Origin of the sequence: Bacillus sp. NPDC057893 (assembly GCF_042796455.1) — a bacterium.
In the GTDB taxonomy this organism is placed as follows: domain Bacteria; phylum Bacillota; class Bacilli; order Bacillales; family Bacillaceae_G; genus Bacillus_A.
Genome location: NZ_JBHVNG010000001.1, coordinates 29,138 through 47,216 on the forward strand (window position 1 = coordinate 29,138; position 18,079 = coordinate 47,216).

Annotated in this window: 17 protein-coding genes; 11 read left to right on the plus strand and 6 right to left on the minus strand. The window is 35.7% G+C overall.

The features are described from left to right. Nucleotides 1-19: 19 nt before the first annotated feature. The 8 genes from ACFVQC_RS00245 to ACFVQC_RS00280 all read left to right on the plus strand — a co-directional run bounded on the left by ACFVQC_RS00245 (nt 20) and on the right by ACFVQC_RS00280 (nt 7,500). Nucleotides 20-880, plus strand: a complete 861-nt coding sequence (locus tag ACFVQC_RS00245) for a M15 family metallopeptidase (RefSeq protein ID WP_377897162.1) — start codon at nt 20-22, stop codon at nt 878-880. Between the two features lie 174 nt (nt 881-1,054). After that, entirely contained in the window at nt 1,055-2,155 is a 1,101-nt protein-coding gene (locus tag ACFVQC_RS00250; protein WP_377897163.1) for an amidohydrolase/deacetylase family metallohydrolase, read from the plus strand. Next, complete coding sequence (locus ACFVQC_RS00255; protein WP_377893367.1) at nt 2,133-3,236, plus strand: DgaE family pyridoxal phosphate-dependent ammonia lyase; 1,104 nt, start codon at nt 2,133-2,135, stop codon at nt 3,234-3,236. Before ACFVQC_RS00250 ends, ACFVQC_RS00255 begins: the two co-directional genes overlap by 23 nt. A 1-nt stretch (nt 3,237) precedes the next feature. After that, the gene (gene dagF, locus ACFVQC_RS00260; protein WP_377893366.1) at nt 3,238-3,993 is read left to right on the plus strand and encodes a 2-dehydro-3-deoxy-phosphogluconate aldolase; all 756 of its coding nucleotides are present in this window, start codon (nt 3,238-3,240) and stop codon (nt 3,991-3,993) included. Next, nucleotides 3,986-5,002: a sugar kinase gene (locus ACFVQC_RS00265; protein WP_377893365.1), complete on the plus strand. Its 1,017-nt coding sequence runs from the start codon at nt 3,986-3,988 to the stop codon at nt 5,000-5,002. Before dagF ends, ACFVQC_RS00265 begins: the two co-directional genes overlap by 8 nt. Then, nucleotides 5,002-5,727 (plus strand): GntR family transcriptional regulator, encoded by a 726-nt coding sequence (locus ACFVQC_RS00270; protein ID WP_264539366.1) that lies wholly within the window; start codon nt 5,002-5,004, stop codon nt 5,725-5,727. Before ACFVQC_RS00265 ends, ACFVQC_RS00270 begins: the two co-directional genes overlap by 1 nt. A 65-nt stretch (nt 5,728-5,792) precedes the next feature. Then, nucleotides 5,793-7,118, plus strand: coding sequence for a gluconate permease GntP (gntP, locus tag ACFVQC_RS00275; RefSeq protein ID WP_377897164.1), 1,326 nt, complete (start codon nt 5,793-5,795; stop codon nt 7,116-7,118). A gap of 166 nt (nt 7,119-7,284) precedes the next feature. Continuing rightward, complete coding sequence (locus ACFVQC_RS00280; RefSeq protein WP_002145169.1) at nt 7,285-7,500, plus strand: YjcZ family sporulation protein; 216 nt, start codon at nt 7,285-7,287, stop codon at nt 7,498-7,500. A 53-nt stretch (nt 7,501-7,553) separates the two neighbouring features. On the opposite strand, the gene ACFVQC_RS00285 is transcribed toward ACFVQC_RS00280, so the two are convergent. From ACFVQC_RS00285 to ACFVQC_RS00310, 6 genes are all read right to left on the minus strand, one after another. Next, nucleotides 7,554-9,530: an ABC transporter permease gene (locus tag ACFVQC_RS00285; protein ID WP_377897165.1), complete on the minus strand. Its 1,977-nt coding sequence runs from the start codon at nt 9,528-9,530 to the stop codon at nt 7,554-7,556. Then, nucleotides 9,527-10,279, minus strand: coding sequence for an ABC transporter ATP-binding protein (locus tag ACFVQC_RS00290; protein ID WP_000393251.1), 753 nt, complete (start codon nt 10,277-10,279; stop codon nt 9,527-9,529). Before ACFVQC_RS00290 ends, ACFVQC_RS00285 begins: the two co-directional genes overlap by 4 nt. Nucleotides 10,280-10,298: 19 nt before the next feature. Next, a complete protein-coding gene (locus ACFVQC_RS00295; RefSeq protein WP_016095907.1) occupies nt 10,299-12,257 on the minus strand; it encodes an FtsX-like permease family protein in 1,959 nt (652 codons plus the stop codon). 88 nt (nt 12,258-12,345) lie between these two features. After that, entirely contained in the window at nt 12,346-14,316 is a 1,971-nt protein-coding gene (locus ACFVQC_RS00300; RefSeq protein WP_377897167.1) for an FtsX-like permease family protein, read from the minus strand. A 94-nt stretch (nt 14,317-14,410) separates the two neighbouring features. After that, the gene (locus ACFVQC_RS00305) at nt 14,411-15,433 is read right to left on the minus strand and encodes a sensor histidine kinase (protein ID WP_002145174.1); all 1,023 of its coding nucleotides are present in this window, start codon (nt 15,431-15,433) and stop codon (nt 14,411-14,413) included. Nucleotides 15,434-15,435: 2 nt separating this feature from the next. Further along, nucleotides 15,436-16,131, minus strand: coding sequence for a response regulator transcription factor (locus ACFVQC_RS00310; RefSeq protein WP_000276730.1), 696 nt, complete (start codon nt 16,129-16,131; stop codon nt 15,436-15,438). A 207-nt stretch (nt 16,132-16,338) separates the two neighbouring features. Between ACFVQC_RS00310 and ACFVQC_RS00315 the strand changes: the two genes are divergently transcribed. The 3 genes from ACFVQC_RS00315 (at nt 16,339) to ACFVQC_RS00325 (ending at nt 18,012) form a co-directional block, all read left to right on the plus strand. After that, entirely contained in the window at nt 16,339-16,611 is a 273-nt protein-coding gene (locus tag ACFVQC_RS00315) for an autorepressor SdpR family transcription factor (RefSeq protein ID WP_002089211.1), read from the plus strand. Continuing rightward, the gene (locus ACFVQC_RS00320) at nt 16,608-17,243 is read left to right on the plus strand and encodes an SdpI family protein (RefSeq protein WP_377893351.1); all 636 of its coding nucleotides are present in this window, start codon (nt 16,608-16,610) and stop codon (nt 17,241-17,243) included. Before ACFVQC_RS00315 ends, ACFVQC_RS00320 begins: the two co-directional genes overlap by 4 nt. Nucleotides 17,244-17,376: 133 nt before the next feature. Next, complete coding sequence (locus ACFVQC_RS00325) at nt 17,377-18,012, plus strand: SdpI family protein (RefSeq protein WP_377897168.1); 636 nt, start codon at nt 17,377-17,379, stop codon at nt 18,010-18,012. Nucleotides 18,013-18,079: the final 67 nt, after the last annotated feature.

Sequence of the window (18,079 nt, forward strand, 5' to 3'; positions counted from 1 at the left end):
CGTTAAGGAGGAACTAGAAATGAAAAAGTGGGTATTTATTTCTCTTTTTATAGTGTGCACAGTATGTGTAGGCTTTTATATATCACCGTTATTTCAAAAGGAAATCGATGTTAAAATTGCAGAAAAAGATAATAAGGTAAAATCGGCGAATATTGAAAAGGTAGAGGTTACAAAAGAAGAGATTTATAAGGGAAATCTATTATTAGTTAATAAAGATTACCCAGTTAAAAAAGATAGCATTAGGTCCGACATTATAAATGTAAATCACAATAGTGAATTAGTAAGAGGATATGTTGTATTTGATAGAAATCTTCGCTTATCAAAGGATATTGTAAAAAAGTTTTTAAACGTTGTCGATGCAGCTGGCAAAGATGGAGTACAGCATTTCTTAATGAGTAGCGGTTACCGAGATTTTCAAGAACAAAGTAAATTATATAAAGAAATGGGATCCGATTATGCACTTCCAGCAGGATATAGTGAACATAATTTAGGGTTATCACTCGACGTTGGGTCTACTCAAAAGAAAATGGAGAAAGCTCCCGAGGGAAAATGGATTGAAGATAACGTATGGAAATACGGATTTGTTTTACGTTATCCGAAAAATAAAAGTAATATTACAGGCATTCAATATGAGCCGTGGCACATTCGTTATGTCGGCTTACCACATAGCGCAATTATGCAAAAAAAGAAAATTACGTTAGAGGAATATTTGGACTTCTTAAAAGAGGAAAAAGAAATTTCAACTGAGGTGGAAGGTAAGAAATATACGGTTTCTTATTATAAAGTTTCCGGGAACATGAAAGTGAATGTCCCAGTAAATAAGCAGTATGAAATTTCGGGGAATAATATGGATGGGGTTATTGTGACTGTTCAAGAATAGAGAAGAAAGCTATCTGAAGTAGATAGCTTTTTTAATTATTTGTTTTCAAACATTATAACGTTATATTTACTTTTCGTTTTTTTCGTGATACTCTAAATATGTGAAAGAGATATAAAATGAAACTTTAATGTAAGCGTATTCTTGAGGCTTCTTATAGAAAAGGGTGGAAATACAATGACAGAACGATTCGTGCTACGTAATGTGAAACGTGTGAACGGGGAAGAGATTGACATTGTAATTGAAAATAATAAAATCGCTGAGGTGACGAAAGCTGGTGTTGGCGAAGGTGGAAAGGTTCTTGATTACTCAGGTACTTACGTATCGAGTGGCTGGATTGATTTGCACGTTCATGCTTTTCCAGAGTTTGATCCGTATGGCGATGAGGTGGATGAAATTGGCGTTAAGCAAGGGGTAACGACAATTGTTGATGCGGGTAGCTGCGGAGCTGATCGCATTGCAGATTTAGCATTAAGTAGAGAACAGGCGAAAACGAATTTATTTGCCTTTTTAAATATTTCTCGCATCGGTTTGAAACGAATTGATGAACTATCCAATATGGAATGGATAGATAAAGAGAAAGTAATAGAAGCAGTAGAAAAGTATAAAGATGTAATCGTTGGGTTAAAAGCGAGAATGAGTAAAAGTGTCGTGTGTGATAGCGGAATTGAACCGCTGCATGTAGCGCGCTCTTTATCTCGCGAAACATCATTACCGATTATGGTACATATCGGCTCAGCACCTCCTCGTATAGAGGAAGTTGTACCTCTTTTAGAAAAAGCTGATGTCATTACACATTATTTAAACGGGAAAGAAAATAATTTATTTGATGAAGAAGGAAAACCGCTACCTGTGTTATTAGATGCAGTGAAACGCGGTGTACATTTAGATGTTGGGCATGGTAATGCTAGCTTTTCTTTTAAAGTAGCAGAAGCAGCAAAGCGTTACGGCATTGCTCTTAATACGATTAGTACAGATATTTATCGGAAGAATCGTATACATGGTCCAGTTTACAGTATGGCTAACGTTCTTTCGAAATTCCTTTACTTAGGTTATACACTCGAAGAAGTAATTGATGCGGTTACGAAAAATGCAGCGGATTGGTTAAAAAAACCAGAGCTTGGTCGCATTCAAGAAGGGGATATTGCCAACTTAACTTTGTTTACGGTTAAAGATGAGCCGATTACGTTAATTGATTCAGAAGGGGATCAGCGCATTGCTGAAAGAAGAATTGATACGAAAGGGGTTGTAATTAATGGGTCATTCATTGAATGCTAAGTACGGATTAAAAAGAGTTATTAATGCGAGTGGAAGAATGAGTATTTTAGGTGTATCCGCTCCTACAGATACGGTAATGGATGCGATGAAGCATGGTGGACAAAATTATGTGGAAATTGCGGATTTAGTAGATAAAGCGGGGGACCATATTGCGAGAATTCTAGATTCAGAAGCGGCAGTTGTTGTGAACTCAGCATCGAGTGGAATTGCGCTTTCTATCGCTGGTATCGTTACAGAAGGAAATCGTCGTAAAAGTGAAAGACTTCATCAAGAAGTAATCGCGAAAAACGAAGTGATTATGCTGAAAGGTCATAACGTTCAATACGGTGCTCCAGTTGAAACGATGATTTATTTAGGCGGCGGCAAACTAGTGGAAGTGGGTTACGCAAATGAAGGGAAAGCAGAACATATTGAAGATGCAATTGGTGAAAATACAGCAGCGATTCTTTATGTGAAATCCCATCATGCAGTGCAAAAAAATATGATTTCTGTTGAAGAAGCGTGGGAAGTAGCGCAGCGAAATAAGATCCCACTTATCGTCGATGCGGCAGCTGAAGAAGATATTCAAAAATATGTGAAGTATGCAGACCTTGCCATTTATAGCGGTTCAAAGGCAATTGAAGGACCTACTTCTGGTATTGTCGGTGGTAAACGAAAATATATTGAATGGCTGAAAGTGCAATTACATTGCATCGGAAGAAGTATGAAAGTTGGGAAAGAGACGACTTTCGGTTTACTTCAAGCGCTTGATGAATACGGAGTAAAAGAAGATAAGAGTGAACAAGAAAAAGACTTGTTACAAGTACTTATGCCGCTGAAAGAATTAAATGGTGTAAATGTAACAATCGTTCAAGATGAAGCAGGAAGAGCAATTTTTAGAGCGCGTATTCATATTAACGAGAAAGAATTAAATAAATCAGCAAAAGATGTTGTGACAGCATTACGCGAAGGGGAAATCGCAATTTACACACGTGATTACGGAGTAAGACAAGGCTTCTTTGATATCGATCCACGTCCACTTCAAGGTGATGATATACATGTTATTGAAGAAAAAATGAGAGAAATTGTAGGGGGAAACTAAAATGACAAACATTCAAAAACGTTTTTATAAGGGGCGCGTAGCATTAAATGTATTAGCGAACAATATCCGAAATGCGAAAGATATTTTTGAAGCAGCAGAAGGTTATGTAGTAGTCGGCGTTTTATCAAAAGATTATCCGACAGTAGAAGAAGCAGTAACTGCGATGAAAGCATACGGAAAAGAAATTGATGATGCTGTATCAATCGGACTAGGAGCAGGAGATAATCGCCAAGCAGCAGTTGTAGCTGAAATTGCGAAGCATTATCCTGGTAGTCACATTAACCAAGTGTTCCCTTCAGTTGGAGCAACGCGCGCAAATCTAGATGGAAAAGATAGCTGGATTAATAGTTTAGTATCGCCAACAGGAAAAGTAGGCTACGTAAATATTTCTACTGGTCCAATTAGTGCAGCTGGGGAAGAAAAAGCAATCGTTCCAATTAAAACAGCAATCGCACTTGTACGTGACATGGGCGGAAATTCATTAAAATACTTCCCGATGAAAGGCTTGGCTCATGAAGAAGAATATCGCGCAGTTGCGAAAGCATGTGCGGAAGAAGGATTTGCATTAGAGCCAACAGGTGGAATTGATAAAGAAAACTTTGAAACAATTGTACGTATTGCGTTAGAAGCAAACGTAGAGCAAGTTATCCCGCACGTATACTCTTCTATTATTGATAAAGAAACTGGCAATACGAAAGTAGAAGATGTACGCGAATTATTAGCAGTAGTGAAGAAGTTAGTTGATCAATATGCGTAAGAAAATTGCAGCGTTCGGTGAAGTAATGATGCGCCTGCAAGTGCCAGGATATGAATTGTTGTCGCAAGCTAACACACTAAATTACTCATTTTCTGGTACAGGTGTGAACGTTGCAGCAGCACTTTCTCATCTAGGGCACGAAGGATTTCTTATTTCAACTTTACCGGAAAACTCAGTTGGAGATGCTGCGGTAGCGCATATTCAAAAATTAGGCATTCAGGCACCGTTTATTTCAAGAGGCGGTAAATATGTCGGCATGTACTTTTTAGAAAATGGATTTGGAGCACGTGCAAGCCGAGTTACATATTCGAATCGACTAGAAAGTAGTTTCAATACGGCATCTGAAGAGATGTACCAATTTGAAGAAATCGCAAAAGAAATTGATATCGTTCATTTTTGCGGTATTACACTTGCGATGAATGATACTGTTCGCCATCATATGAAATCTTTAGCGAAAGCAATTAAAGAAAATGGAGGCACTGTCGTTTTTGATTGCAACTATCGTCCATCGCTTTGGGGAGAAGATGGATATGAACAGGCGAAGCCGCATTATGAAGAGATGCTTGGGCTAGCTGATATTGTAATGATGAATGAAAAAGATGCAATGTTTATTCTAGGAATGAAAACAGAAGGGACGGAGCGAAAGGCACAACTGATGGATCTCATTCCAAAGGTCGCTGAAACGTATCATATCACTACAATTGCTGGTACACATCGCTCTATTAATAGTGATAATACACACTCACTTCGCGGATTCATATGTAAAAATGGAGCGTTCACTTTTGCAAAAACACTTACGTTTTCTGTGTATGATAGAATAGGTGCTGGAGATGCTTATACGAGCGGAATTATTCATGGCGAGATAGAAGAGTTTGCACCAGAGAAAGCTGTTTCATTTGCGTCAGCAGCTGGAATGCTTGCACATACAATCGTCGGTGATACGCCAATGTCATCAGAGAAGGATATACTTCGGGCAATGACGGCATCAGTAGGTGATGTAGAAAGGTAGTGGGTGTAACAGTGAACGTAACGAGAAAAAAAGGACCATTATATTTACAAATAAAAAATATTATTCGCGATCGAATATTGCATGGTGTATATGCGATTCATACGAATATTCCTTCTGAACCACAATTAGAGGAAGAGTTCAAAGTGAGTAAAATTACAGTGCGAAACGCAATTAAAGAACTCGCTCAAGAAGGATATTTAGAAAAGAAAAGTGGTAAAGGAACGAAAGTCATTCGTAATACTTCTGCGACAAAACTTTCAAAAGGTAAAAAATTTACAGAAGTGTTAGTGGAAGAAGGCTATAAAGTACAAAAGAAATTGCTAAAGGCAGAAGTAGTTCATAATGAAGAAGGGACAGTGCCATTTCGTTTATTTGGAAAAGAGAGTTTCAGAATCGAGCGTCTATACTCTTTAAATGATGCCCCGTACATTCATTATACGCACTATTTTTCAGCGCGCATGGCAAGTACAGACTTATCGGACTTTGATTTACAATCGCTTTACGATCTAGTCGAGGAACAAGGTATACATTTAGAAAATTTCAGAGATGAATTTGCTGTTGGGGCTGCACCTAGTTTCGTTGCGGAAGCGTTAGGGGAAAAAGAAGAGACAGCATTATTAAAACGTATGCGTTATTCTTACGATGAATTAGGTGAAGTAATTGAATATAGTGAAGGCTACTACAATACGGAAATGCAGCATTATGTAGTTAATTATGATGTGTAAAAAGTGAAGAGGGACTAATTCTCTCTTTTTTTGTAAAAATTTTTCATATCGAAGGGGAATGGGATATGGATATATACTTATTAATCGTCACGTTAATTGCAATCGCAATTGTTATTTTAGGAGTATCGTGGTGGAAGTGGCATGCATTTATTAGTTTAACAGTTGCTAGTTTGTTTTTAGCTATTATGTCTGGATTGAACTTGACCAAAATTGTTACTGCCTATGAAACTGGTGTTGGAAGTGTACTAGGGCATTTAGTCGGTATTTTAGCTCTCGGTACGATTTTGGGTAAAATGATGTCTGATTCAGGGGCTGGCATGCAAGTAGCAGATTTCTTCATTCGATTCTTCGGGGTGAAAAAATTACCTTGGGCAATGTTATTTGCTGGATTTGTAATCGGGATTCCAGTGTTTTTTGAAGTAGGGATCGTCATCTTATTACCGCTCGTTATTTCCATTCGAAAAACAACAAAGCAAAATATATTGTTAATTGCGTTACCTGTTATTGCAGGATTATCCATAGTACATGGGCTAGTGCCGCCGCATCCAGGTGCGATGACAGCAATTGGTATTTATAATGCGAACTTAGGAAAGGTACTATTGTATTCATTAATTATCGCATTACCAACAGCAATTATCGCAGGACCGGTATTTGCAAAGTGGGTACATAAGCGAGTTATACCTGAAAATGAACCAGAACTTGTTCGTGTTACAACAGTATCTACCGATTTACCAAGTCGTAAAGCTTCATTTTTTATCATTTTATTACCAGTAGTCTTAATGATTTTATCAGTAGTCGCACCATATATTTCATTACCGGAAAAAATGACGGAATTTTTAATCTTTATTGGAAGCCCAGTGATTGCTTTACTTATTTCATGTTTCGCAGCGTTTTATTTATTAGGTATACGACAAGGTATTGATAAAAAGATGATTAAAAAATTAACAGATGAAAGTTTATTACCGGTCGGTTCAATTATTTTAATTATCGGTGCAGGTGGTGGATTTAAACAAATATTAATTGAAAGCGGTGTCGGAACAGCAATCGCTCAAATGGCAGAGCATATTTCATTATCACCAATTGTATTAGCTTTCATGGTAGCTGGATTAATTCGAATTGCAACAGGATCAGCTACAGTAGCATTAACGACAGCAGCAGGAATTGTATCACCAGTCATTCAGCATATGTCTGGCGTAAATCTAGAATTGCTCGTTATTGCAACAGGGGCAGGATCATTAATGTTTTCTCATGTAAATGATGCAGGATTTTGGCTTGTAAAAGAGTATTTAGGATTAACAGTGAAGGAAACGTTTAAAACGTGGACTGTACTTGAGACATTATTATCATTTATTGCATTCGGCTTTGCTCTTTTATTAAATATGTTTCTTTAGAAGATACCTTAACAGGTATCTTTTTTTTGTAGCCCTTTTCACGAAACAAGCCCGTTTTTAGGAAAGCCAAGCTTCCGATTCGCCCTGAAAACATAATATAAATGGAATCCCCTCATTTAGAACAAGAAGAACTTGTTATGAATGATACTAAAGGAGGAATAGAATAATGGGCGAAAAGTGTGAACACAGACATGATGATTGCGACCGCAGATGTGATGATTTCGATCGCAGACGTGGCTGCGGAGGCGGTTTTGCGCTTCTAATCGTATTGTTTATTTTATTAATCATTATCGGTGCTAGCTGCTTCGGCGGAGGCGGAGGCGGTGGTTGTGGTTACGGCGGTTATGGTGGATATGGCGGCGGCTATGGTGGATACTGCTAATTATTAAAAACTATTGAAAATGGCCTTGTGCAATACGCACAAGGCCATTTTATTCATGTTCTAATATGCTGTGATAATTTACTAATGTACAGAGAACGGATTAAGAAGAAGAAAATAATCTCGATGATCCCGAACAAAGTGAGTACGATTAATAACTCTTTTAGTAAGGAGAAAGCAAACATGCTTTGTAAAAACTGAATCGCAAATACTGTATGAATGCCAGCAACGATATAAGGAACGAAAAATAAAATTCCTAATTGAATCGTTGCAGAACGAAACATTTCTGATTCAGTTAATCCAAGTTTGGTAATTGTAATATACTTTTGTTTCTCGCTCGTTAAGTCATTATACATACGGAAATATAAAACGCTAGCGGCTCCAATAAAGAAAATAAAGCCGAGAAATGCCCAAATAAAGAATTGAGCGACCGCATTTTCTTTACTATTAATGAGTTCATCAGTAGCTGTATGAATATGAAATGGCTTGATGAAATTTTCTTCATCCTTATGTGCTTCATACAAGTTTTCTGCATCATGATCTAAGCTTTTTAATATATTTTTTGTTGGGACAATTGCATCTTCCCAATTTTCCACGAAATAGTTATAAACTGTAATTGTTTCAATATGAGGAATCATATTTTCGATGACATTATCTTGCATCACGATTAAATGAGGTAATGCAAAGGTTGGTTCGATTCCTTTATTGATAAAACCTTTAATATGAAATTCCTTTTTATTTGAGCCAAGTGTAATCGTGTCTTGTTTCGCAAATGGGTTTGAGACAAGATTTACCAACTCTGGCGAATAACGAGAAATACTATAAACTTGTACAGAATTAAGGCTGATTTCTGGCCTGTTTAATTGTTTAGCTATCGCGTTATAATCACTCATTTTCATAATGGCAATTTCCTCTTTTAAAGCCGTATCTTTTAAAACGGTAAACTTATATTTGTTAGATTGAAAATTAGCATTTGTAAGTTCAGTTTCAATAGTAGTAATATGCTTTTGTTCAAATGTATTATCACCTTCTGATGTATATGTGAAGGGGATTGGATATCGTTCTAATATCGATGTTTTCGTGTGGTTATTTGCAGCAAATAGTCCGATAATAATCGTAAATGCAAGTGCAGATAGCATAGAAACGATAAAGAGTACATTAATATTACTACGGGTACGAGCAACTAAATCTGAAATCCATAACATATTTATTTGTTTCAAATAAAACTTTCTGCGCTTCTTTAAAATATAGATAAAGAGAAGAAAGGTTTGTGAAAAGAATAAATATGTCCCAACTACTACGAGCGGTAAAATAGATAACATAATAAAGAAGACAGATCCATTTTGTACATTTTTTTCTGTTACGTAGCCTTGTGGGTAACCGGCAATATAATAGCATAGCCCTAAACAAATTAAAGCGAATAAAGAGATGGGTATAGATGGCCTTTTTTCGGCTGTCACTTTTTTGTTACCTTTAATGAGATGGGCTGTTTTACGAGTGCGAATAAACATCGGCGTAAACGTAGAAACGATTAAAAATAAAATGATAAAGGTAACGGTTGTAACGATAATCGCTTCTGTTGGCCAATATAAATAAAGGCCTTTAGCACTTGTTAATTTCGAAGTAACTAATAAGAAAAAGTTAGAGAACACAAGGCCACCTTGAATACCGATAAAGATAGATAACATCCCGATTATCATGTTTTCAGTAAATAAAAGTCTTTTTAACTGTTTCTGTGAGATACCAAGAATAGTGAGTATCCCGAATTGTTGCTTTCGTACATTTAAAAATGTTCCGATTGAATATAAGAGAAAGAAGAACGAGAACAGAACGATAACAAACTGTGCTGTACTCGCTAAATTCATTAGAGGATCCCGTTCTTGAAAGCTTTGTACATTTTGTAAACGCGGGTGATATGCATATACAGTAAATGAAAAGAAAACCATAATGGAAAACGCACTGCTTACAAAATAAGCGAAATATGCTTTAGAATTACGCGTGACATTTTTAAATGCAAATTGCCAAAACGTCATCCACGTCTTCCTCCTAATAATGCTAAAACATCTAATATTTCTTGATAAAACTTCTCGCGATATAGTCCGCGGTGTAGTTCATTGTAAAGTCCACCATCTTTAATGAAGATGACGCGGTTACAATAACTTGCTGCAAACGGATCGTGCGTAACCATTAAAATTGTGGCATCTTCCTCTTTATTTAACTTCGTAAATAACTCCATTACATCAATTGCTGCTTTAGAATCTAAGTTCCCTGTTGGTTCATCCGCGAGTAAAAGTGACGGATGATGAATAACGGCACGTGCTACTGCAGTACGCTGTGCTTGTCCTCCAGAAACTTCAAAAATACGTTTGTCCAAAATATGATCAATTCCAAGCTTCTTTGAAATGTTATCGAGTTTTTCGTCCATTTCTTTTAAAGGAACATTATCTAAAGTTAAAGGTAGTACGATATTTTCACCGATTGTTAGTGTATCTAGTAGGTTAAAGTTTTGAAAAACAAAACCTAACTCTTGGCGGCGGAAAATAGCTAACTTCTCTCTACGAAATGTGTGCGGTTTTTTTCCGTTAATAACGACATCACCAGAAGTAGGGGAATCAATTGTAGAGATAACGTTTAAAAATGTAGATTTACCGCTTCCGGATGGTCCCATAATCGCAACGAATTCACCTTTATCTACGTGTAAATTTATATTTTTTAAAGCAGTATGAGGGACTTTTCCTTCATACACTTTTGAGACGTTTTTTATGTGTAATACCTCTTCCATAATAATCACCTTTCTATTTTTAAAACTTAATATGTTGTGATAATTTTTGCATATAAAAGGAACGAATTAAAAGGAAAAAGAGAATTTCAACCGTTCCAAAAATCATAAGCACGACTGTAATTTCAGCGAAGAACGAGAGATTTAATACATCTTGTAGCATCTTTGTCGCAAACATCGTATGGATGGATGCCATAATGTAAGGGACGAAGAATAAAATAGCAAGCTGAATTGTCGCTGAACGCTTCATCTCGGCTTCTGTTAAGCCGATTTTCGTAATCGTTATATACTTTTCTTGCTCATTTGTTAAATCTGTATACATTCGGAAGTAAAGAACACTGCCAGCACCGATAAAGAAAATAACGCCAAGGAAAGTTCCGATTAAGAAAAAGGAAGATACATTTAGTTTCGTTTCATATAGTGAGTTACTCGCTTCACTTGCATGGAATGGTGGATGCTCTGCTTGAATCGCTGCATTGTCGTTGTTAATTTTAGTTATAAATGATGAGCCAATATTATGTGCCTTTTCCCAATCTAGAACTTTAAAGCTATATACACTCATTTGTTTTGAAATGGTTGATAAGGCTTCTACATGTTCATCAGATAGTACGATTAATTGAGGTACTAAGCCAATTGGGAACGGGCTATAACTTGTATAGTCTTTCACCTGCAATTGTAAAGAGTTTTGAGTAAGTGTAAGAGTGTTTTTCTTTTCCTTATTATGAAGCGTTCCAATGACTTGAGCATCTAAATCTTTAATTAATATATAAGACTCGTCTTTATTCACTGTGAGAGTTTCCCAATTTAACGCCTTAGCCAGTATATTATAGTCACTTTGTTTAATGGCATAATAGAGCTGCGTGTTATCTTCAGCTGAAGATACTTCATATATATCCGTTTTATATTTTTTATAAGTAAAGTGTTCTTCATTAAATTTTTGCTCTAACCAGTTTAAATGCTCATCAGCTAACGTATTTTCAGTATGTGATAAATAAGTAAACGGGAAAGGGTTTTGCCTAATTTCATCAAACTTTGTAAATTTCCCGAATCCATATAAGAATGTAATCATTGTAAAAGCGAGCGTCGATAGCATCGCTACAATAAAGAGCATGTTAATATTCGTTCGAATACGAGTTGCTAAATCAGAAACCCAAAGCATATTAATCCGTTTCATATAAAACTTTCTTCGTGTTTTCAATATACGAATGAGCAAGAAGCTAATTTGTGAGAAGAAGAAGTATGTTCCGGCTGCAATGAGAGACGGAATGACAAGTATACTAGAGATGATATATAAAGGCCCAATGATGTCACCTAGCGACATAAAATATAGCGGATTTGCTGCTAATACGTATCCGGATATTAAACATAGCGCACCAAATAAAGAAATAAGCACGGATGCTTTTCTTTCTTTTTGCTGTTTTCCTTCTTTTAAAAGTCGTACAGCTTTTCTCGTACGGATTAGCATCGGTGTAAAAGATGATACGAGAATGAAGAGTCCAAGAAAGATAATTATAGTTAAAATGATAGCACCTGTAGGCCACCAATATAAATATAAACCAGGCACATGCGTAATTTTGGCGGTAACTAATAAAAAGAACTGTGAAAAGACAAGGCCAAATTGAATGCCGAAAAATATGGATAGGCCACCAATTAACATGTTTTCTAGAAATACAAGCCTCTTTAACTGCTTTGGAGATATGCCAAGTACTGTTAAAATCCCGAACTGTTTTTTTCGTACTTTTAAGAAAGTACCGATTGAATATAGTAAAAAGAAAAATGAAAAGAATACAATGACAACTTCTGAGATTGTCATTAATATGTTCAGAGCAGCATTCACGCCTGTCATATGCAATTTAGGATGAAATAAATAAACTGCAAACGAGAAGAAAATTGCAATGGAAAACGCACTGCTTATAAAATAGGCGAAATAAGCTCTGGCGTTCCGCGTCACGTTTTTAAATGCAAACTGCCAAAATGTCATGCGCCTAGACCTCCTAATAGAGTTAATGTGAAAGGAGCATGGGGGATTTTTCCGCATACTCTTTTCATAAAGCTCACCTTTTTCTTATTTAAAACTTAATATGTTGCGATAATTTTTGCATATAAAGTGAACGAATTAATAGGAAAAAGATAATCTCAACCGTTCCAAAAATCACAAGTACAACCGTAATTTCAGCGAACAATGATAAGTTAATAATATCTTGCAACATCTTTGTCGCAAACATCGTATGAATAGAAGCCATAATGTATGGAACGAAAAATAAGATTCCAAGTTGAATGGTCGCTGAACGCTTCATTTCTGATTCTGTTAAGCCAATCTTCGTAATCGTTGCATATTTTTCTTGCTCGTTTGTTAAATCTGTATACATACGGAAGTACAGTACACTACCAGCTCCAATAAAGAAAATGATCCCAAGGAATGTACCAATGAGGAAGTAGGAAGCACTTCCGGATTTGATTCTGTATAAAGAGTTGCCTGATTCAAAAATACGAACGAGAGATCCTTCGTGCTTGATACTCGCGCGGTCTTTATCTGCTCGTTTTACAAACTCATCAGCAATAGCATATGTATTCTCCCAGTTTTCTACGTTGTAATTATAGACTGTCACATGTTTAGTGTTAGTTGGCAAATTGTTAACGACAGAATCAGATAATACTAATGTTTCATAAGCAAAAGTAGACGGGAGGGTATTATCTATTTTGATCCCTTTTATTTGTAGCTTATAATTTGTATTAGCGAGTGTAATATGTGTTCTATTGTAATTTGGATCGAGTGAAGTAAATAGTGGGACATATGCTGCTCTAGATAATACATATGTTTCATTCTCATTTATAAATAGTTTTTGTAATTGTAATGACGTAGCGAGCTTATTATAGTCACTTTGCTTTATGGCATATGTGTCATAATAAATTTCTGTATTATTTTTCGCTTCTACAGGCGTAGCGTATAAATCTACTCTAATTTTGTCGTAAGAGAATTGCCCATCTTCTAATTGTTTTTCTAGCCAATTTAAGTGCTGGGAAGTAAATGGATTCTCATCAAATGAGAAATATGAAAATGCGAATGGTGAATTTCGTTCAACATCAAGTTTCATAAATTTCCCGAACCCATATAAAAATGTAATCATCGTAAAAGCAATTGTAGATAGCATTGCCACAACGAAAAGCATATTAATATTTGATCGAATGCGGCTAGCTAAATCAGAAATCCAGAGCATATTAATACGCTTCATATAAAAATTCCGTCTCTTTTTCAACAGGTGAATGAGCAAGAAACTAATTTGCGAAAAGAAGAAATACGTTCCGATTGAAACGAGTGCCGGAATGACGAAAATACTTGAAAGCATATAAACTATTCCTATTTGTGGGCTTATTGATACGAAATATATTGGTTTGCTCGCTAAAGCGTAGCCACCTATTAAACATATAGCACCAAATAGAGAAATGAGTATGGATGGCTTTCGTTCTTTTTGTTTTCCGCCATTTGCTTTTAAGAGATGTACTGATTTTTTCGTTCGAATGAGCATCGGTGTAAATGTAGATACAACGATAAAAAGACCAAGAAAAACAATTGTTGTTAAAATGAAAGCACTCGTAGGCAAATATAAATATATCCCTGGTAGGTGTGTGATTTTCGCTGTAACTAATAAGAAAAACTGTGAAAATACAAAACCAAATTGCATCCCGAAAAAGATAGATAAAATACCGATTAACATATTTTCCATAAAAACGAGACGGTGTAATTGTTTTCTTGATATTCCTAAAACGGTCAAAACGCCGAATTGTTTTTTACGTACTTTTAAAAACGATCCGATTGAATATAGTAAAAAGAAAAAAGAGAACAAGACAATGACAACTTCTGAAAATATCATTAACCCTGAAACTTCAGAGATCATATTGGAGTTTTTTAATTTCGGATGAAATAAATAAACAGCAAACGAAAAGAAAACAGCAATTGAAAAGGAACTGCTTAAAAAGTAGGCAAAATAAGCTCTTGAGTTACGCGTTACATTTTTAAATGCAAATTGCCAAAATGTCATAATATGTACCTCTCGTTAGAAGGCTGATATGTAGTTTTATTGCAAAAAATGTATGAGAGTATATTCTCATACATTTTGCTAGCATATGTTACGATCATGCTTCGGCCACCTTCTCCGTATTTTCTGCTTGATTGTTTGCAGCGTTGTGGAAGATGATTTTAATCGTCGTTCCTTTACCAACTTCAGAGTCTAGTTTTACAGAATGACCTAAATAATCACAAATTTTACTTACGATATAAAGTCCCATACCAGTAGATTCTCCGAATGTACGACCATTTTTCCCAGTGTAAAATGGTTCAAATACTCTTCGAACATCTTCTTGCGGAATACCAACGCCCTCATCACGAACTTCCAAAATGATATCTTTTCCATTTCGATAAGCTGATAAGAAAACTTTCTTTCCGCGTTCACCAGAATAACGAACAGCATTTGTCATCAACTGATAAATGATGAACTTTAGCCATTTCGCATCAGAAGCAACTTTTAAATCTGAATGAACTTCTAAAACAGGGAAGACCCCGTTTCGAATGAATAGCTCTTTTAATCCGTTAATATTTTTTGTTACAGCATCTTTTAATGAAACAGTCTCAACATGGAAGTCTTCATGGAAGTTGTTCAATCTTGCCATGTATAAAGCCATATCGAGTCCTTGATTTAGTCGCTCTAACTCTTTTTTAAATTGCGGGATTAAATGTTCATCTTCCATTTCAAGCACCATAAGTTGCATAACAGAAACGGGCGTTTTCATTTGATGTACCCAGTGGTTAATAAATAATTGGTGTTCTTGTTGTTTTACTTCAAATGTTTGTAGGTCTTTTTGGAATAGACGATATTGCGTACGAACGAGCTCATTTACACCGTGGGGCATAGGAGCAGTCGCTCTTTCAATAAATGCATCTTCCATTTTCTCTGGTGGTTCACTTAATCTGTGATACATTCTACGGTTACGAACGTAACGATAAGCGAGGAAACAGATGAATAAGTATAAGCTTAAAACGATGAAGTAAAACTTATTATTTTGAAATCCGTCTACTGCATCATAAAGAACGAAAATGATTCCGAAGTTTAATACATATAGTAGGAAAAATGCAAAATGATCACGTAAAAATAACTTCATGCTTATTCACTCCAAGTTGCGTTAAAACGATACCCAAGTCCACGTACTGTTTCAATAGCATTTTCAATACCAAGCTCATTGAACTTTTTACGAAGACGCGTGATGTTTACGTTTAATGTATTTTCCTCAACGAAGCTTTCGTCGTCCCAAAGAGCGGCTAGTAAATCTTCACGACTTGCTGTACGAGGAAATTTAGATAATAACATTTCTGCTAAAATTGCTTCTTTCTTCGTTAAAAGAACTTGCTCAGCTCCAAAATGAATTTCTGGACGCTCAGGGAATAGTTTTAGTCCTTCAACCTCAACGATACGCTCAGAAATATTTGGTGCATAATCACCGTAAATACGGCGTAATTGCCCTTTAATTTTTGCCATTACAACGTCATAGTGGAACGGTTTCGTAATGTAATCATCCGCACCGCTTTCAATCGCCATAATTTGTTCCATTTCGCCAGCACGAGCCGAAATGAAAATAATTGGACAAGTAGATTCATGACGAATTTGACGGCACCAGTAGAATCCATCAAATTTCGGTAAGTTTACATCAAGTAAAACAAGATGTGGTTTCACGGCATTAAACGATTCCATAATATCATCGAAGTTCTCTGCAACAACAGCATCATAGCCGTATTTTTGAATATGAGATTGTAGTAATGATGAAATATTTGGATCGTCTTCAACGATTAAAATTTTATACATATGTATATTCCTCCTAAAAAACAATTGTAGCTATAGTGTAACATGTGTTTCTCGTCTTTTCATTATGTTGAAATATAAGCTAGTTAACAGTATAGGTTAAAGGTGAGAAAAGTAAAAAGGGCTGCATATATAATTGACAATTAACTAAAAACATTTTAACATTTAGATAAATATCTAAATGTCTAATTATCGAAAGGAAGAAAGACATTGAATCAAGCATTCAAAGCATTAGCAGACCCAACAAGGCGAAAAATTTTAGATTTATTAAAAGAAGGCGATTTAACTGCTGGCGAAATTGCTGAACAGTTCAATATGACAAAGCCAAGTATTTCTCATCACCTAAATGCGCTTAAAAATGCTGAACTTATCCAAGATGAAAAAAGAGGGCAATTCGTTATGTATTCTTTGAACACAACTGTATTTCAGGATTTATTGACTTGGGTGTTTACGTTTACGAATAAGGGGGAAGAGGGGAAATGAGGAAGCATCTTTTTGCAATTATATTGATTCTTATAACTGGTTTAGCTTGGGCATATGCTTGGCCGAATTTGCCTGACACGATGGCAATTCATTGGGGGACTGAAGGTGTGAATGGCTTTGCTTCCAAATTTAATGCAATGCTGTTGCTACTTGGGATTATGATTTTCACCTATGTTTTATTAACAATTACTCCTAAAATTGATCCTAAGAAAAAGAACTACGATAAGTTTTCTAGAAGTTATACGATAATGAATTATAGCGTATTAGTAGTATTGTTTTTAGTAAACATGCTCGTGATTGGGGTAGGATTAGGTTATGACATTCCGATGAATAGTACACCATATATTCTTGTTGGTCTGTTATTTATAGTCATCGGCAACTATTTACCACAATGTAAGCCAAACTACTTCGTAGGTATAAAAACACCGTGGACGTTAAGTAACGAAGAAGTGTGGAGAAAGACGCATCGTTTTAGCGGAAAGGTGTTTGTTGTACTAGGAGTTATTATGATTTTAAGTGTTTTTGCACCTGCAGCATGGAAAGCTTTCTTAATGGTTGGAATTATTATTGGGGCGGTAGGATTAACGATGGGATATTCTTATGTGGCTTATAAGAAAGAGATAGGGTCTTAATAGAATAATATAGAATTTGTGTTGGCTGGAGTGATGTGAATATGTACCTTCATACCAACAATAAATTCATATGTTATTTATAAAAAGAAATAGTATAGAATGAGTGAATTAAAAACAGGGGAGTGCAGGAAAGGTGAAAAAACATCTTTTTGCAATTATATTAATTGTTACAACTTGTTTAGCTTGGGCGTTTGCTTGGCCTCATTTGCCGGATACAATCGCGACACATTGGAGTGGTGGTAAGGTAGATGGCTATTCTTCTAAACTTTACGGAATGATTTCTATGGTTGGAATTATGATTGCATTATATGTATTTCTAAATGTGATACCAAAGATTGATCCAAGGAGAGCAAATTACGAGAAATTTGCTAAAGCTTTTATGATGATGAATAACGGGATACTCCTGCTACTATTTGTAGGAAATATAGATATTATTACAAGTGGACTAGGATATAATTTATTCATTAATCGAGTTCCAGAATTATTAGTTGGTGTTTTATTTTTAGTGATGGGTAATTATTTACCGCAGTGTAAGCCTAACTTTTTCGTTGGGATGCGTAATCCTTGGACGTTAAGTAATGAAGAAGTATGGCGGAAAACACATCGATTTAGCGGAAAAGTATTTGTGGCTTTAGGACTTATTATGATTATAAGCGTTTTCGCTCCAGCTGATTGGAGATCTTATATGATGCTTGGGATTATAGTAGTTGCTGTTCTCATAACGAATTTATATTCTTACGTTTTATATAAAAAAGAAATGCAATTGTGAGCAATAAGAGATTGAACTACACTAATCAAATTTTATATTTATAGTTTTTATGTGTTAACAGGTTCTA

Excerpts from the sequence above, each read along its gene's own strand:
- ACFVQC_RS00245 (WP_377897162.1), top strand. The coding sequence starts at position 20 with ATGAAAAAGTGGGTATTTATTTCTCTTTTTATAGTGTGCACAGTATGT.
- ACFVQC_RS00250 (WP_377897163.1), top strand. The coding sequence starts at position 1,055 with ATGACAGAACGATTCGTGCTACGTAATGTGAAACGTGTGAACGGGGAA.
- ACFVQC_RS00255 (WP_377893367.1), top strand. The coding sequence starts at position 2,133 with ATGGGTCATTCATTGAATGCTAAGTACGGATTAAAAAGAGTTATTAAT.
- dagF (WP_377893366.1), top strand. The coding sequence starts at position 3,238 with ATGACAAACATTCAAAAACGTTTTTATAAGGGGCGCGTAGCATTAAAT.
- ACFVQC_RS00265 (WP_377893365.1), top strand. The coding sequence starts at position 3,986 with ATGCGTAAGAAAATTGCAGCGTTCGGTGAAGTAATGATGCGCCTGCAA.
- gntP (WP_377897164.1), top strand. The coding sequence starts at position 5,793 with ATGGATATATACTTATTAATCGTCACGTTAATTGCAATCGCAATTGTT.
- ACFVQC_RS00280 (WP_002145169.1), top strand. The coding sequence starts at position 7,285 with ATGGGCGAAAAGTGTGAACACAGACATGATGATTGCGACCGCAGATGT.
- ACFVQC_RS00285 (WP_377897165.1), bottom strand. The coding sequence starts at position 9,530 with ATGACGTTTTGGCAATTTGCATTTAAAAATGTCACGCGTAATTCTAAA.
- ACFVQC_RS00290 (WP_000393251.1), bottom strand. The coding sequence starts at position 10,279 with ATGGAAGAGGTATTACACATAAAAAACGTCTCAAAAGTGTATGAAGGA.
- ACFVQC_RS00295 (WP_016095907.1), bottom strand. The coding sequence starts at position 12,257 with ATGACATTTTGGCAGTTTGCATTTAAAAACGTGACGCGGAACGCCAGA.
- ACFVQC_RS00300 (WP_377897167.1), bottom strand. The coding sequence starts at position 14,316 with ATGACATTTTGGCAATTTGCATTTAAAAATGTAACGCGTAACTCAAGA.
- ACFVQC_RS00305 (WP_002145174.1), bottom strand. The coding sequence starts at position 15,433 with ATGAAGTTATTTTTACGTGATCATTTTGCATTTTTCCTACTATATGTA.
- ACFVQC_RS00310 (WP_000276730.1), bottom strand. The coding sequence starts at position 16,131 with ATGTATAAAATTTTAATCGTTGAAGACGATCCAAATATTTCATCATTA.
- ACFVQC_RS00320 (WP_377893351.1), top strand. The coding sequence starts at position 16,608 with ATGAGGAAGCATCTTTTTGCAATTATATTGATTCTTATAACTGGTTTA.